Annotated in this window: 12 protein-coding genes; 7 read left to right on the top strand and 5 right to left on the bottom strand. The window is 66.0% G+C overall.

The features are described from left to right. The 3 genes from ACCQ03_RS15675 (at nt 1) to ACCQ03_RS15665 (ending at nt 2523) form a co-directional block, all read left to right on the top strand. Entirely contained in the window at nt 1-1188 is a 1188-nt protein-coding gene (locus tag ACCQ03_RS15675) for a chemotaxis protein CheB (protein WP_017155563.1), read from the top strand. Nucleotides 1189-1221: 33 nt separating this feature from the next. Continuing rightward, nucleotides 1222-1698 carry a chemotaxis protein CheW gene (locus ACCQ03_RS15670; protein ID WP_008575177.1) on the top strand — a complete coding sequence of 159 codons (477 nt, stop codon included), beginning with the start codon at nt 1222-1224 and terminating at the stop codon, nt 1696-1698. A gap of 231 nt (nt 1699-1929) precedes the next feature. Beyond that, nucleotides 1930-2523: a GNAT family N-acetyltransferase gene (locus tag ACCQ03_RS15665; RefSeq protein ID WP_209225522.1), complete on the top strand. Its 594-nt coding sequence runs from the start codon at nt 1930-1932 to the stop codon at nt 2521-2523. Nucleotides 2524-2549: 26 nt separating this feature from the next. Here ACCQ03_RS15665 and ACCQ03_RS15660 read toward each other — a convergent pair whose 3' ends face one another. Beyond that, nucleotides 2550-3002, bottom strand: coding sequence for a hypothetical protein (locus ACCQ03_RS15660; RefSeq protein ID WP_139791036.1), 453 nt, complete (start codon nt 3000-3002; stop codon nt 2550-2552). Between the two features lie 468 nt (nt 3003-3470). Here ACCQ03_RS15660 and ACCQ03_RS15655 point away from each other — a divergent pair, with 468 nt between their 5' ends. Both ACCQ03_RS15655 and ACCQ03_RS15650 read left to right on the top strand, forming a co-directional pair. Further along, nucleotides 3471-4535, top strand: a complete 1065-nt coding sequence (locus ACCQ03_RS15655) for a glycosylasparaginase (RefSeq protein WP_150146725.1) — start codon at nt 3471-3473, stop codon at nt 4533-4535. Beyond that, on the top strand, nt 4532-5263 hold the full coding sequence (locus ACCQ03_RS15650) for a copper homeostasis protein CutC (RefSeq protein ID WP_057680163.1): 732 nt from the start codon (nt 4532-4534) through the stop codon (nt 5261-5263). The genes ACCQ03_RS15655 and ACCQ03_RS15650 overlap by 4 nt, the downstream gene beginning before the upstream one ends. 104 nt (nt 5264-5367) lie before the next feature. Here the strand turns inward: ACCQ03_RS15650 and xopL are convergent, their stop codons facing one another. Both xopL and ACCQ03_RS15640 read right to left on the bottom strand, forming a co-directional pair. Continuing rightward, nucleotides 5368-7053 (bottom strand): type III secretion system leucine-rich repeat domain-containing effector XopL, encoded by a 1686-nt coding sequence (gene xopL / locus ACCQ03_RS15645; protein WP_209225632.1) that lies wholly within the window; start codon nt 7051-7053, stop codon nt 5368-5370. A gap of 385 nt (nt 7054-7438) precedes the next feature. Next, complete coding sequence (locus ACCQ03_RS15640) at nt 7439-8599, bottom strand: sialidase family protein (RefSeq protein ID WP_057680161.1); 1161 nt, start codon at nt 8597-8599, stop codon at nt 7439-7441. A 456-nt stretch (nt 8600-9055) separates the two neighbouring features. Here ACCQ03_RS15640 and ACCQ03_RS15635 point away from each other — a divergent pair, with 456 nt between their 5' ends. Then, complete coding sequence (locus ACCQ03_RS15635) at nt 9056-9385, top strand: RebB family R body protein (RefSeq protein ID WP_057680160.1); 330 nt, start codon at nt 9056-9058, stop codon at nt 9383-9385. A 57-nt stretch (nt 9386-9442) separates the two neighbouring features. On the opposite strand, the gene ACCQ03_RS15630 is transcribed toward ACCQ03_RS15635, so the two are convergent. Then, complete coding sequence (locus ACCQ03_RS15630; RefSeq protein ID WP_209225519.1) at nt 9443-9643, bottom strand: hypothetical protein; 201 nt, start codon at nt 9641-9643, stop codon at nt 9443-9445. Between the two features lie 504 nt (nt 9644-10147). Between ACCQ03_RS15630 and xopK the strand changes: the two genes are divergently transcribed. Further along, nucleotides 10148-12814: a type III secretion system effector XopK gene (gene xopK, locus ACCQ03_RS15625; protein ID WP_280514358.1), complete on the top strand. Its 2667-nt coding sequence runs from the start codon at nt 10148-10150 to the stop codon at nt 12812-12814. 49 nt (nt 12815-12863) lie between these two features. Here the strand turns inward: xopK and ACCQ03_RS15620 are convergent, their stop codons facing one another. Continuing rightward, entirely contained in the window at nt 12864-14699 is a 1836-nt protein-coding gene (locus tag ACCQ03_RS15620; RefSeq protein WP_150146722.1) for a glycoside hydrolase family 35 protein, read from the bottom strand. Nucleotides 14700-14753: the final 54 nt, after the last annotated feature.

Genomic DNA, 14753 nt, shown 5'->3' with positions numbered 1-14753 from the left:
ATGGGAACTCCGGTTGCTTTGCTGGGTCGTCCCGGCCAGGCGCGCGAGCGCCTGCGCGAAGCGCTCGGCCTGGCCGGCGCGCAGGTGGTGCTGGAAGACGAGCCAGCGGCGGTCGACGTGCAGATGCTGCGCGACGCCGAGCCGGTGGCAGTGCTGGTCGCACTGGAACCGTCGATCGAAGACGCGCTCGAAGCGCTGGAGCCGGCCTTCAACATGCCGGGCGTCACCGTGATCTTCGACGAGGCCGAACTGACGGTGCGTCGCGAGGGCTGGGAAGCGCAGCGTTGGGTGCGTCATCTGGCCGCCAAACTGCATGGCCATGCCGATGTGCTGCCGCCGGGCACCGAAAGCGAGCCCTCGCTGCAGCCCGAGCCCGGCCTGACGCTGGCACCGCAGCAGCATTCTGACCTGCAACTGGATCAACACCTGGAAGCGGCCGCGCATGCGTTCGACAGCGTGCCTGGCGATGCCTTGTTCGCGCATGCCTCCGTGCAGGAGGCGGCACCGGTCGCTGCGGAAAAACCGGGCCTGACGCTGGGCGATTCCAGCACCTGGGGCCTGGTGGACGAGGTGGCCGTGGTGGTGCGCCCGCGCGCCGAACCCGATGTGGCGGCCCTGTCCACCGGCGGCTTGTCGCTGGTGGATCTGGAGCACAGCGGCAGCGTCACCGGCGCTGTGCTGGTCGTCGCTGGCATTGGTGGGCCGGATGCGATCCGCCGCTTGCTGGCCGCATTGCCGCCGGAATTCCCGCGCGCGGTGCTGGTGCGCATGACCCTGGATGGCGGCCAGTACGGCAACCTGGTGCGGCAGATGGGACGCGTGTCTGCGTTGCCGGTCGAATTGGGCGAAGCGGGGCAGGTGGTCGCACCGGGCAAGGTGTATGTGCTCTCCGACGAGGTCGGCGTGCACCAGCATGCCGGCGCGCTGGCGTTCGTGGCACCGGCCGATCCGGCCGGGCTGATCGCCGCGCTGCCGCCGGCCGACAGTGCGGTGCTGATGCTCAGCGGTGCCAACGAGGCGCTGGTGGAGGCATCGCTGGCATTAGCCGAGCAAGGCGGCTGGTTGGCCGGGCAATCCACCGACGGCTGTTACGACCCCGCCGCCGCCGCGCGTCTGGCGCGGCAAGGCATCCTGACCGGCGACCCTGCGCAGTTGGCGCAGGCGCTGGCGCAGCGTTGGCCGGCATAAGCCGGGCGCTCCTTTTCGAATCGGAATCATGCGATGAGCTACGCCAATAACGACGAAATCCGCGGCGTCCTGATCCAGGCCGGTAGCGAGCGCGTGCTGCTGCCGAACGCAACGGTGGCCGAGGTGATGTCGCGCGTGGCGGTCGAGCCCCTGCCCGACATGCCGCGCTGGGTGGTCGGACGCATCGACTGGTACGGCTGGAAGGTGCCGCTGCTGTCGTTCGCGCGCCTCAGCGGCATGGGCGATGAACCCACCGCAGTCAACAACAAGGTCATCGTGTTGAAGGCCTTGGGTGGCAACCCGGCGTTGCCGTATTTCGCGCTGCTGACTGCCTCGTTCCCGCAGCTGATTTCGGTGCCGCGCGATGGCCTGCTGGCCGATGCCTCGGAAGATGCGCTGCCGGACGGTGTGCACATGCGCGTGCTGCTGGGCGAGCAAAGCGCGCTGTTGCCGAACCTGGACGCCATCGAAGCGCAGGTCGGCCAGGCGCTTGCGGTCGCTGCCGCCTGAGAGCGGCGAATGCCTGCTGTGCTCGCCGTCGGGCGGGCGCAGTGACGCAGTGCAGCGGAGGCTGCCGGGCATTGAGTGATGCGCGGTTGAGGGTGTGGCTGACTGTTGGGCGTTCCATCTTACGCACTGGATGACGCCCTGCCTTGGAGACGGCTTGCGGAGCATGATCGGTATGCATCAGCCGGATGCACCTCGCAGCAAGCTGACGCGCGGGGTTGAGGCGTGGACGTCATGAGCCATCCGCTCTTTGCGCCGATCCGCCGCGCTGACGGTGTGGTGCTGTGCGATCTGGCCGTGGTCGATCCGGCTGCAATGGCGCACTACCACACGCGTAACCGCGCTCATCTGGCCGATGCGATGCCGTTGCGGCCGCCCGCGTTCTACATTGTCGAAGGCTGGCGCCGCCTGTGCATGGCATACCGCGGCGCGATGCCTGGCGAGCGCGAGCTGCAACTGGTCTTGTTGCAGGGCGAGCACGTGATCGGCACCACCGGGTTCACCCAGATCCAGCGCGGCGCGTTTCAGGCGTGCCATATGGGCTACGGCCTGGACGCGGCGCAGCAGGGACGCGGCTTGATCCAGTGGGCAGCTACGCAAGGCATCGCTTTTGCCTTCGGCCAGCTCGGCCTGCACCGGGTGATGGCGCAATACGTGCCGGAGAATCTGCGCAGCGCGCGCGTGCTGCGGCGGCTGGGTTTCCAGATCGAAGGCTATGCGCGGCGCTATCTGCAGTTGAATGGCCACTGGCGCGATCATGTGCTGACCAGCAGATTGCGCGAGGACGGCATGCCTGGCGAAGGCGCTGTGGATGATGAGCCGGGTTAGGGCAAAGCGCCCGAGAACTCAAGCCGTCATTCATCGGCGGCTAGCGGATTGTCCTGCGCAAGCTCGATCTGCGTTGGCCAGCCACGTCGTTTGAGTTGATTGCGCAACTGCGCCGCCCAGGCCTGCACCGACGCTGCATCCGGCGTGGCCGCCTTGATGCCGATCGTTATCGTGTCTGCGTGTTCCAGGAAGCAGCACGGTCCGTTAGCCGATCGCTCGGTGGCGCGGAAAGTTTCAGAAACACCGTGCGGTGCATCTGCTCGCGCGTGACTGTCTCGCTGTTGACGTGCCTGCTGTGTGGCAGTGCGGGTGGCCGAAGGTGGCGACCACATGTTGCGAGATGCTCCGGGCTGCGGCTTGCCGTCCGGCGGTTCCCATCTTCGTGCAGGTGCAGCTGTTGGCGCGGCATGCGAGGCGTTTGGCGATATCGCGATCTGGGTGGTCGCAGGTGCGTTGGCCGTCCCGCATTCGATACGCAACGATGGATCCTGCAACGGTGCCGGCAACATCGGTAGTGCCGGCGCGCCGCCGCAGGCGCTGGCGTGCGCTTGGTTGGCTGCGGGGGGAGGTGCGCTGCTGTCATCCGTGCCTGCCACGGCGCGCCACTGGCCTGTAGATCGTCGTTGTGCGCGCCGATGGGGGGGCAGGCGGTGGGGGCGGCGTCATCGCCGCGTGCGCATCGCCTTGCGTCGACTCCTGTCCTGTTGATGGTTGGGTAAGCGCCCTTGCGGCCGCTGCGCGTTGCATCGCCCGTCGCTTGCCGCCAGCCAGATCCATGCATCGGACGCGCAGCGGCTGAGGCAGGGTTGGCCCAGCCATGCAACGGTTGTGCACGGATCCGCATGCGACAACGCCGCAAGAAGGTTTATCCGCACATCACGCTGTCGCATGATGGAAGGCTGGTGCCGCACTGCGCGGCCGCTCGTTTCCGCCATGGAGTCATCCGCATGCTTCAACGTCGTCACTTCCTCAAGGGCGCCACGCTGGGCGCGATCGCGTCCGGGTTGGCCGGCTGGGGCGCCCGCGCGCACGCTGCGGCAGGCGCCACGCCAGGCGTGCGGCCGACGGCGCTGCCGCGGGGTGCGGCGCGGGTGATTTCCACCTGGGATTTCGGCGTCGCCGCCAATCAGGAAGCCTGGAAGATTCTCAGCAGCGGTGGTATTGCGCTGGATGCGGTAGAGGCCGGTGTGCGTGTGCCGGAGGCGGACCCAAGCAATCCCACCGTCGGCCTGGGCGGTTATCCGGACCGCGATGGCCGGGTCACGCTGGACGCCTGCATCATGGACCACCTGGGCAACTGCGGCGCGGTGGCATCGCTGGAAGACGTGGTGCACGCCATTTCGGTGGCGCGTGCGGTGATGGAGAAGACGCCGCACGTGATGTTGGTGGGCGATGGTGCGCGTCAATTCGCCTTCGAACAGGGGTTTCCGAAAGCCAAGCTGCTGACCCCAAGCTCGGAAGCGGCCTGGAAAGAGTGGTTGAAGACTTCGAAGTATTCGCCCGAAGCCAATGTCGAAAATCGCGCCTGGCGCGATGCCAAGTTGCCCGGCGGCAAGGACAATCACGACACCATCGGGATGCTGGCGCTGGATACGTACGGCAATCTATCCGGTGCATGCACCACCAGCGGCATGGCGTGGAAAATGCATGGCCGCGTGGGCGATAGCCCGATCATCGGTGCGGGCCTGTACGTGGACAACGAAGTGGGCGGTGCGACCTCGACCGGTGTGGGCGAAGAGGTGATCCGGAACGTCGGCAGTTTTGCGGTGGTGGAAATGATGCGGCAGGGCAAGTCGCCGGCCGACGCCTGCCGCGAGGTGGTGATGCGGCTGATCCGCCGCAAGCCGGAATTGACGCGCACATTGCAGGTCGGCTTTCTGGCGATGAACAAGCGCGGCGAAGTGGGCGCGTTCGCGATCCAGAAAGGCTTCAGTTACGCGGTGTGCGACGCTCAGCGGCAGGATCTGCTGGTGCCTGGCGAGAGCCATTACACCCGCGAGCCGACGGCATGAGCGCGTCAGGGTTGGAAGTGGCTGCCGATTCGGTGGCCTCGGCGTTGGCTGCGCAAGCAGGCGGCGCGATGCGCGTGGAGCTGTGCGGCGGGCTGGATGGCGGCGGGCTGACCCCGTCGTTCGGCACGTTGGCGGTGGTGCGCGAGCGCTTGCGGATTCCGCTGTATGTGCTGATTCGTCCGCGCGTGGGCGACTTCGTGTTCGACGCCTCGGAAGTGGAGGTGATGCGCCGCGATGTGGAGCAGTGCGTGCGGCTTGGATGCGATGGCTTGGTCCTCGGCGCGCTGGACCGGCATGGGCTGGTCGATCTGGCGACGATGCGCGTGTTGATGCAGGCAGCAGGGCCGTTGGGGGTGACGTTCCATCGTGCGATCGATGTCAGTGCCGATCCGTCGCGCGTGCTGGAAGATGCGATCGGGCTGGGCTGCGAGCGGGTGCTGACCTCGGGTGCACGTGCGAGTGCGCTGGACGGAATGGACACCATCGCCGCATTGGTGCGGCAGGCAGCTGGGCGCATCGGCATCATGCCCGGTGCCGGGCTTTCCGAGCACAACATCCACACCATATGGCAGCACACCGGCGCGCACGAATTCCATGCCTCGGCGCGTGGCATGATCGCGGCCCAGGTGCCGTCGCCGCACCCGTATATCCGCGATCTGGGCGGAGACTACCAGCGGACCGATGCCGCGCGGGTACGCCGGATGGTGGACGCGTTGCAGCAGGCGTGAAACGCGCACAACGGTGACTTCGGCCAGCATAGGCGCGGCCTTGAGTTGCGCACGTACGCTGAGGGCGATGCTCGATGGGCTGCTGCGCCTGTCGCGTTGACCCTCTACTGATGGCCTGAAGGTTCCGGGCTTGTCTGCTGTTCGTCGTCAGCGTCATCGCTGACCTGCTCGGGAATGTGCACAGCGAACTCGGGAAAGCGCGCGCGATCCTGCGGGTGTGCATTGACGATCAGCTCCCGGGTCTTCCACATCTGGACCGCCTTGGCCAATGTCGCTGCGTCGAGCTGGCTTCCTGCGTGATAAACGAACTGCCCGAGATGATCGACGATGCCCAGGTGCGCGCTCTTCTGCGCCTTCCAGTTGCTGACGTTGGTGTAGTGGCGGCTGAGGCCTTCCTCGCTCGGGTCTTCGATTCTGGGGGATGGGCCTGCCATGTCGCTCACCCGCCTCAGGAAATGGGAATCCCTGCTTTCTTCCAGCATTTTCTGCAAGGCCGGAATCTGGCCGAAGGTGGTGGGAGCGCCGGGCAGGCGCTTTTCTGGAAGGTAGGAGGGGGCACCTTCCAGAAAGGGATTTCGTTCCTCATCAATGACCGTGCTCAGCATGGTCTGTGCGGTGTCCTCGATGCGTTCGAGCGCAACCGTGCGAGGCGGTTCGGTGGTGGCCGCCGAAGAGGTTGCCCTGGCTCGATTGCCGGGAACAGGGGGCGAGGGAACTGGGGCGGTTGGGCCAGTCGGCTCTGGTTCGGCGGGGCGCGCAACCGGGCGATGCTGGTCGAGTTGCGCTTGCAAATGCGGCGGCACCCGGATGATGCAGTTGGCAGGTAATTGGCCGATCAACGAGGGCAGTCTGGAGAGATTGACGCAGCCTCGCAGATCGAGTTCTTCCAGCTGCGTCAGGCGGTGAATGTCCAGCGGCAACGTAAGCAGGTTGCTGCAGTCTTTCAGAATCAGTCGCTTCAAGGGCGCACCGCCGCCGAAAATCGGCGGATAGTTGCGTAGCGCCGTGCAGCCCTGCAGATCAAGTTCCTCCAGCCGTGGCAGCCGATGGATGGCTGGAGCAAGCACGGACAGCGGGCAGTTGCGTATCTGTAGCCTTTTCAGGTTTTGCAGGTTGGTCATGGACGCCGGAAGCGCTGTGATCCCGGTTTCTACAAGCTGTAGCCTCTGCAGGTTGATCAAGCCCTCGTGCTCGCCGGATGCATTGGTGCTTGCCAGGTGGCCGGGAAGTTCCGTCAGTTCCGGGCAGGCGCGGATGGAGAGCTCGCGTAATTGGGTGAGGCTTGCGATGGATGCGGGCAGCGAGCGAAGCGGATTGTGCGCAAGCGTCAGTGTTTCCAGGCCCGCAAATTGCTGCATGGCGTCCGGAAGCTCCATCAACCCCGCCGCATCGATCGTCATGTGCTGCAGATGAGATAGACGGAATGCCTGGTCGGGAAATTGCGGAAGGGGAACCGAGCGCAGCTCCAGCGCGACCCGACCCGTTTGGCTTGCGTTCTCCAGCAAGTCTGCGGTCGCCTTCAGCGCCCGGTCTGTGCGTGTCTCGACCTGCGGGTTGTTGCGATTGGCCTGGCGCCATGCGCTGTGCCAGCGATTGCGGTCTGCGTTGTAGTGTCGTTGCCATTGCGCCAGAACGTCGCGGTAAGGGCGCAGCGCTGTAGAGCGCCGTAAGGGTGAAGCGCCCACGCTCGGCGGCACGCGCGGCCGCGCCGGCTGCAAGCGTTGCGAATCGGTGGTGACGGAGTGGAAGCGCGAGCGTTCTATGTTGCTGAGCTGTGGCAATTGCGGCATCCGCGAAGCCTGTCCAGTCGCCTGGTTCATTCGCGCAGCGCTGCCGGAGCCATCGTAGGGAAGAGGGCGAGCGGATGTGGTTGGCCGGCGAGAGGTCTCGGCAGCGGCAGGCATTGCTGGCGGACGCCCGGAACGGTCGCCAGGCACATATCTGGTCAGGCCGCTAAGCATGCCGGTGGGGCGCTCGGGCGCGGGGTGTGCGGGTGGGACAGTGCGCGCGGGCGCATCGGCACTGGACGCAGTCTGCTCCCGCAGTCCGACAGGCGGGCCCGGCGGGCGTGGTTGATCGACACGTCGCATCGCATTCCTCGTCTTGGCTGTCGCGCCATGACGATGATCGGCATGCAACGCGATTAGCGAATCCCGCGGGGCGAAGCCATCGTCATCATGACGAAGGATCAGCGGCGTGGCCGCATGCCGTTGTGCAGCGCTCAGACAGCGCTGCGGGAGCGGGCGCCTGGCAGGGACCGCACTTGCCGAACCGCGTGGGATCGAGCACCACATGCTTGATCCGTCGGCGCTTCCAGGTGTAGCTGACATGCACCAAGCCATCGCGGCTCTGGATCACGGCCGGATACGAAAATTCATCATGGGCGCTGTCTTCCAGCGTCAGCACGCGTTGCCAGTGCACGCCGTCGTTGGAGAGCGCAACGGCCAGGGTGCCGCGGCCGTCCCACCAGTCCTTGCCGGCAATGGCGGGGTTGTAGACCAGTAACGCACGACCGTCGCGCAGCACCACTGCATCGGTGCCCGAATTCGGGTTTTCCACGTCCAGCAAGTACATGGGCTGCCAATGCAGGCCGCCATCGAGCGAGAACGTGCTGAAAAGCTTGTTTTGCTGGCTGCGGCCCAACGCCTGCAGCCGGCCATCCGGATACAGCAGCAGACTGGGCTGGATCGCGCCGATCGTCTTCGCATCGTTGAGCGGCATGCCGCGTTGCCAGTGCGCGCCGTCGTCGTCGCTCCATTCCAGATGCGCGCGCCAGCCGCGGTCTTCGCTGCTGCTGGGCGCCAGGATACGGCCGTTCGGTAATTGCACCGGCTTGTTCTTGATTGGCCCGAGAATGCCGTCGGGTAACCGCTGCGGTGGCGACCAGTGCACGCCATCGTCAGTGGAGAGCAGACGCAGCCCCCACCATTGGCGCGGATTGGGTCCGAGCTTGTAGTACAGCTGCACCGGCCCGGTGGCCGATTGGAACAACACCGGATTCCATGCCGGCACTGCAGTGCCATCGACGCCTGCGTGCGCGCCATCGGCAAGACGACGTGGTGGCTGCCATTGCTGCGGGCCGCGCTGAGCGAGCCAGATGCCGACATCGGCCGAACCTTCGTGCTCGCCGCCGAACCAGGCGGCCAGCAGGCGACCATCGCGCGTTTCCAGCAAGGTGGAGGCATGTGCTTGCGGCGTGGGAGCCGGGTCGGCGATGAACTCGCTCAGCACGATCGGCGAGGGCGGCGACGTGGGCGATTGCGCCTGCGCAACGATCGCAGCCAGGCTTGCAGCAAGGCTCACGACGAGGCGGCTCAGCAGGCGTGGCGGATGCATCGTGGTCCAGTCCTGTGCGAGGTTTAAAAGACCTCTTTATTATCTCTTAAATACCACGTGTTCCCGTCGTCGGGCGGATTGGTCGAACTGCATTGCCAGATGTACAGCAAGGGGCGCTCTGCTCCGGCTTCTACTGGCTGGTGTCACCTAGCCCGACCTGGGGGCGACGTGCACGCGGCCATCGTGCAGCATGCCCGCGGCACAGCCCTCACTGCAGCAGACTGCCCAGCAGCCTTGCACCCGCGTGCACGATCACACTGATGCTGCGACGTGCGCCGAAACCTGGCATTGCGAGGGTCGAGTTGCGCGCGCGCCGGCCGCTATCGGGATGGCACGGCGAGCGTGATGTGGCGGTTTGTCGGCGGTATTGCGGGGACATGACCGCGTTGCGGTCTTCGCACCCATGGGCCGGCACGACGCAGACCGCCGTGCATCCCTTCACTCAGGAGTGCATTGATGGCTTTTCCAACCGCAGTCAATCCGCAGATCACCGATGCCGTCACCCAGGCCAACGTCAAGGTCGTTGGCGAAGCCCCAGCGTTTGCGATGGGTTCGATTTACCAGAGCCTGGCCCATTCGGGCGGCATCCTGTTCCAGAATGCGATCGCTGCACAACAGCAGCAAAACGCCCTGGCGCAGGCGGCCAACAACCAGGGCGTGATGCAGACCTACGGTGTCGAGACCAGCGCTTGCACGGCAGAGGTCGAGAACGTTGCCCAAGGCGGTGCCGCAGACACTCTGAACAGTCTGCTCACCGCGCTCAACGCGTTCGACACTGCGAAGTAATCGTCGCTGGCGGCAGCGTCACGTCTGTCGCCATGCTTGCCCGCGAAAACGGCCCGCTCAGGCCGCGTTGTCGTCGCGCACTTGCGGCGGCAGCAGCGTTTGCGGCTTCTTGGCCGATTCGGTCTGGCACAGGAAGGTCATCAGGTGTGCGGCTTCGGCACTGCCCATGGGCTGGCTGTGGATCTGCTCGGCGAAGGCGTTCTGGGTGTGCTCGGCAACGGCGGGGACGGACTCTTGTGCAACGGTAGACGACGACATGCAACGCTCCTGGAACCTGCAATCAAGCCGTCTACGTCGCAAGCAAGCGCATCCGTAACGGAGTCAGCCGGTGATATTGCCTGGAATCTGTGCCGTCCGATACCTCGACGGTATGCGGGCGGCGCAGCGGCACCGGACGTTCTGATAACGGCGGCTGCGGCCAGGTCTAAAGTGCCATCGGCAGAAATCTGCTCCGGCGGTGGTCTCTGATTGCGCAACAGGGCCCGAGGCGATGGGGACCTCTTGCAGGACGCGGCGGCTCGACAGCCGGATCGCCATCTCGGCGCTTTGCGGGGCAGTGTCGGCTCCGCCAGGCCATCGGTGCGGGGTCTTGCATTTGCCCATCCAGCATGCAGGTCCCAGCGGCCGGCTTTCTCCGGGATAAACCGCGCGGAGCGCGGTTGCGCCGGAGAGTTCGTTTACGCAATCGCGTGTTCGTCGCAGCAAGACTGGCTGGAGAAGACAGGCGCACCATCGCCGTTTTGCACCGGTTGGAGTTTGCTCATGCGTGTCCAGCGATCCACTGCACAGCATCTTGTCTCACGCGATTGTGCGGACGTTGAAACGCCGCCCACAGCGGAATTGCCGCAAGATGGACAGGGGTGGCCAATGGGGTTGCAAGTGCTGCGGACGCGGCCAGTGCCCAAACGCACACACCGCGATGAGAGCGAGCGACGACCGCACCACGGGGACGCCAACGCCCGGGTTGCCGAAGCGGAGACAGCCTACGACGTGCTCGTGGTCGCCAAGTACGTGGCCGACCCCTTGCACGGAACCGCGGACAAAACGGCCGAATTGATCAACGACATTCCCCGCCGCGGAGAACCCGGGCAGTCTGCGGACGCTGGGGAGTCGGCGCATCCACCCGAGCACTCACCGGCCGAGCATGCAGCGGCACCGGATGGCCACCACCCGCCGCATCCAGCGCAGGCCGCGCATCCCGTACAGCCGCACGCTGCAGATGCCCCGCATGCGCCGACGCCGGAGGGGCCGCACGCACCGGATGCCGGCGTCGGGCATCCGGCTGATCCGCAAGCGGTTGGGCATGCAGCGGAGGACGGCGTCCTGCACGCTCTTGCCGAGGAAGGCGCGCCGGCAGGCGCATTCGATCTGGCGATGAGCCTGGGCATCAGCGGCACGATGCTGCCGCTGTCGAGTCTTGCGATCTATGCCGCGTACAAGGAAACCCGCGAAGTTGCCGAGCAGCGCACGCACTTGCGACGGCAGGAGCGCCGCCTGCGCTCGGAGCAGGCGGCACTGCAATCTGCCTTGGGCACGGCAGCGCCTGCAGGCGCTACAAATGCGCACGCGCATGCACTGAGCGAGGCGATCGAGACCAACGCCTACCTGCAGCGGCGAAATGCGCGGGACGGCGCCATTGCCGCGACCTCCATGGCCTCGGCCGGGGTGATCTTCACCAAGGCGGCGAGCGAACTCGGCATCCAGGGCGGGCTGGCCATCGCCAGCAAGAGCGCAAATGCGGCGGGCCTGGTGGGTCACAGCGCCGCTGCCGCAGGTGCTGCGTCCGCGGCGGGTATCGCCGGCAGCTTCGTGCTCGCGCCGTTGGCAAGCGTGGCGGCCACCGCATTGGGGGGTACCTTCCTGCACCAGTCGCGTCGGGAAAGGACGCGTGTTGCCGTGGATGTGGGCAGGGTCCAGCGCTTCCTGCACGACCTCGAACCTGGCGAACTCAGTCCTGGCGCACAGCGCTACCAGCACTTCGTGAACACCAAGTTGGGCAAGTACGACCACTTTGCGCATCGGTTCAACCAGTGGAACAAGGGCTTTGTTGTGGGGGGAATCACCTACACCGCCAGTACGTTGACCAAGGTCGGCGTCAGCGCGGCCGTCGTTGCCGGCGCCACGGTGGCCGCACCGGTGGGCACCGGCCTGATCATCGGCGCAGGTCTGCTCGGTGCGGCCACGATGGGGGTCGGCAGCCATCAGTTCCTGCTGGCGCACGGCAAGCAGAAGCGCTATCGCAGGTACCAGACCGAGGACATGCCAGGCGTCGACCGCGCGCTACTGGCGGTGGCGGATCTATTGCCTGCACGCGGGGCGGAGGGTGCAGCAGCCCAGCAAGCGCCCAACTTCGCCGAGCCGTTGCAGCCAACCGCGGTGGACGTTGCACTGACGTCAGTGGCGGAGGAAGCGGCGGGAAGCGATGAAGACGCGATCGTTGCAGACGCCGATCCCGGCCTGGAGCCGACGCATCGCCAAGGCGCCTCTGCTGCACGTGATGGGCAACCGGCACTGCCGGAACCCTCCGCTTCCACTGCCGACACCTCGAGTGCAAGCACGGCAGAGAACGCGGTGCCCCACCATGGATTCGAGTTGCGCAGTGCGCTCTACGCCTGCATCGACGGGCAGGAAAACGCACTGGACGCGTTTGTGCAGAGCGGTGCCGACGACCTGCAGAAATTGCATCCGGCCAAGCCGCGCTCGACAGACCAGGGCAAGGGCTCGGGTCGAGCAGCAGCTGCGGCGCCGCTGGGTCGGCGCGTCAATGCAGCCCTGCGCGCAGCAGCCAATTACGGGCGCGCGGTCTTGACCGGTAAGCCGCAGCAGGCGCGCGGTAAGGCGATGCGCAGCCATGCCAAGCACAGCGCGGTGCTGACCGAAACCGCGTTTGCGCAGTGGCTGCAAACGCCCGGCTCGGTGAAGTCGCAGATCGCCTACATGCAATGCTGCCTCGAACTGCAGAAGAAATATCTCGACACCAAGCTCAGCGCGCAGGCGGACCTTCCGCAGCCCGACGTGCACGATGATCCGCATTCTCATGGCCAAACGCCGGCTGCGACGGTCGATCGGGCGCCGGAACGCTTACTGGCGCAATTGCACCAAGCGCGCATGCGCGACGACACCCAGCAGCGCACCATCAGCCTGATGCTGCAGGAACTGCAGATGGCCGAGCAGGAGCTGGCAAGCCCAGATGCGCGAAGCCAGGCGCGCGCCGCCGCCAGGATGCCCGGTTTGCAGCAACGCCTGATCCGGGTGCTGACCTCGAACGCGATCGTGCCGCAAGAAGGCGTTGCAGGCTTCGCCCGGTTCTGCATGAAACAGGCCCGTCAGCACACGACACACGTGCGCGGCACGCTGCTGGCCACCGAAATACAGGCAGCACGCATCCGCGAGCAGGCGGCTGCCGCAGCGCCGGCGTCTACGACCTGATTGTGGCCGTGCGAGCGAGCACGCGTCTGCAGCAGCCGCCGCGTAAGCCTCACTCCTTCGGTGTGAGCCAGACCTGCTGCTTCAGGCCGCGCACGCTGGGGGTGGCAACATCGTCCAGGTCGAAGACCACCACCGTGTTGTCACCCTTGCGCTGGAATGGCGCAGGGAAATACAGCGCGGTCTGCGGGCCGATGTTCCAGTGGCGGCCCAGGTTGACGCCGTTGGCCCAGGCAAAGCCCTTGCCGAAGGCGCGCATGTCCAGATAGGTGTCGGTCGGCGTGCCGATGCGCAGGGTGCCGCGGTGGAACGCCGGGCCTTGCACCGCCTTGCCGGTCCAGCCGCGGATGCTGTCGGGCGTGCGCATCGGCAGCGGGAAGGCCTGCCAGCCGGTGAGCTGCTGGCTGTCCAGCAGCACCGGGTCGACCAGGCCGGCGCGGCCGTCGGCCATGCGCGTGCCGTAATTGATGCGGCCGCTGTTTTCGACCAGCACATCCAGGGTGTGCTGGCCTGCAGGAATCTCTACCTCGAGCGACACCTGCTGCAAGCGCCGCTCAACGCTACCGACTGGTCGTTGATCCACGTACACGCGCGCCACATCGCGCACATCGCCCAGATACAGCGGGCCCTTGCGCGGGCCAGTGATCGTGGTGCGGTAAAGGATGTAGCCGTAATCCTGCCCGAACTGTTCCATCGGCTGCGGGGTGTCGATGGCGATCGGGGTGGGCAGGTTGTCCCAGAGCGAGGCCGATTCGCGCAGCGGCGTGGCCGGCAGCGTGGTGGTGGCAATCGGCGCCGGCAATGCGGGCGGTTGCACGCCGGTCACGCGGGCGATGGCATCGCGCATCAACGCGAATTTGGGCGTGGGGTGGCCGGCTTCGTCGAGGATGGCATCGTAGTCGTAGCTGGTGGTCTGCGGCGCGTAGTGGTCGCTGGGATTGTTCTGAAAATTGGCGCCATTCATGAAGCCGAAACTGGTGCCGCCGATGAACATGTAGAGATTGGCCGAGTGGCCCTGGCGCAGGATCCACTCGAACTCTTCGGCCTGTTGCCTGGCATCGGTGGCGGCATGCGGCTTGTCCCAATGGTCGAACCACCCGGCCCAGTATTCGCCGACCATGCGCGGTTGATCGGGGCGAAACTTGATCAGCTTGTCGAATGCGCTCTTGGCCTCGCCGGGCGCGAAGTTCACCACCGCCAGGGTGTTGGGCAAGGTGCCGTTGGCGAGCATGTCGGCGCCATCGGAGGTGAACAGCAAGGCCTTGTCGAAGCCAGCCTTGACGTACATGGCGCGGTTGTCGGCCATGTAGGCGTGATCGTCGGCGTAGGAGCCGTATTCGTTCTCGACCTGCACGGCGATGATCGGGCCGCCATTGTGGTTGAGCAGCGGTTGCACCTGTTTGGCCAACGCATCCAGATACGCCTGGCTGGCGGCAAGAAAGCGCGGGTCGCGACTGCGCACGCGGATGTTGCCCTTGCCGAACAACCAGGCCGGGTAGCCGCCGGCTTCCCATTCGGCGCAGGCGTAAGGGCCGGGGCGCAGTATCACGTTGAGGCCCTGCGCGGCGGCTTCCTTGACGAAGGCGGCGACTTCGTTGTTGCCGGAGAAATCGAACTGGCCTTGCTGCGGTTCCACCAGGTTCCAGAACACGTAGGTTTCTACGGTGTTCAAGCCCAGGGCGCGCGCTTTTTGCAGGCGGTCTTTCCAGTATGCGCGCGGAATGCGCTGGAAATGAATGGCGCCGGACAGCAGCTGGTACGGCTTGCCGTCGCGCACGAATTGCGTGCCCTGGGTGCCGAAGGTGGGCCAGGACTCGGGCGTCGCGGCAGCGGCGGGCAGCGCGAGCGCCAGGGCCAGGACCAGGGGAGCAAGAGTGGTACGCAGCATGGAAGTCTCGATGTAGGTAGGGCCGGTGGTGCGGGTGGATGGCAGGGGCCGGTG

Origin of the sequence: Xanthomonas sp. NCPPB 3569, from assembly GCF_041475645.2 — a bacterium.
In the GTDB taxonomy this organism is placed as follows: Bacteria; Pseudomonadota; Gammaproteobacteria; order Xanthomonadales; family Xanthomonadaceae; genus Xanthomonas; species Xanthomonas phaseoli.
This window is presented reverse-complemented; position numbering and strand designations above follow the sequence as displayed.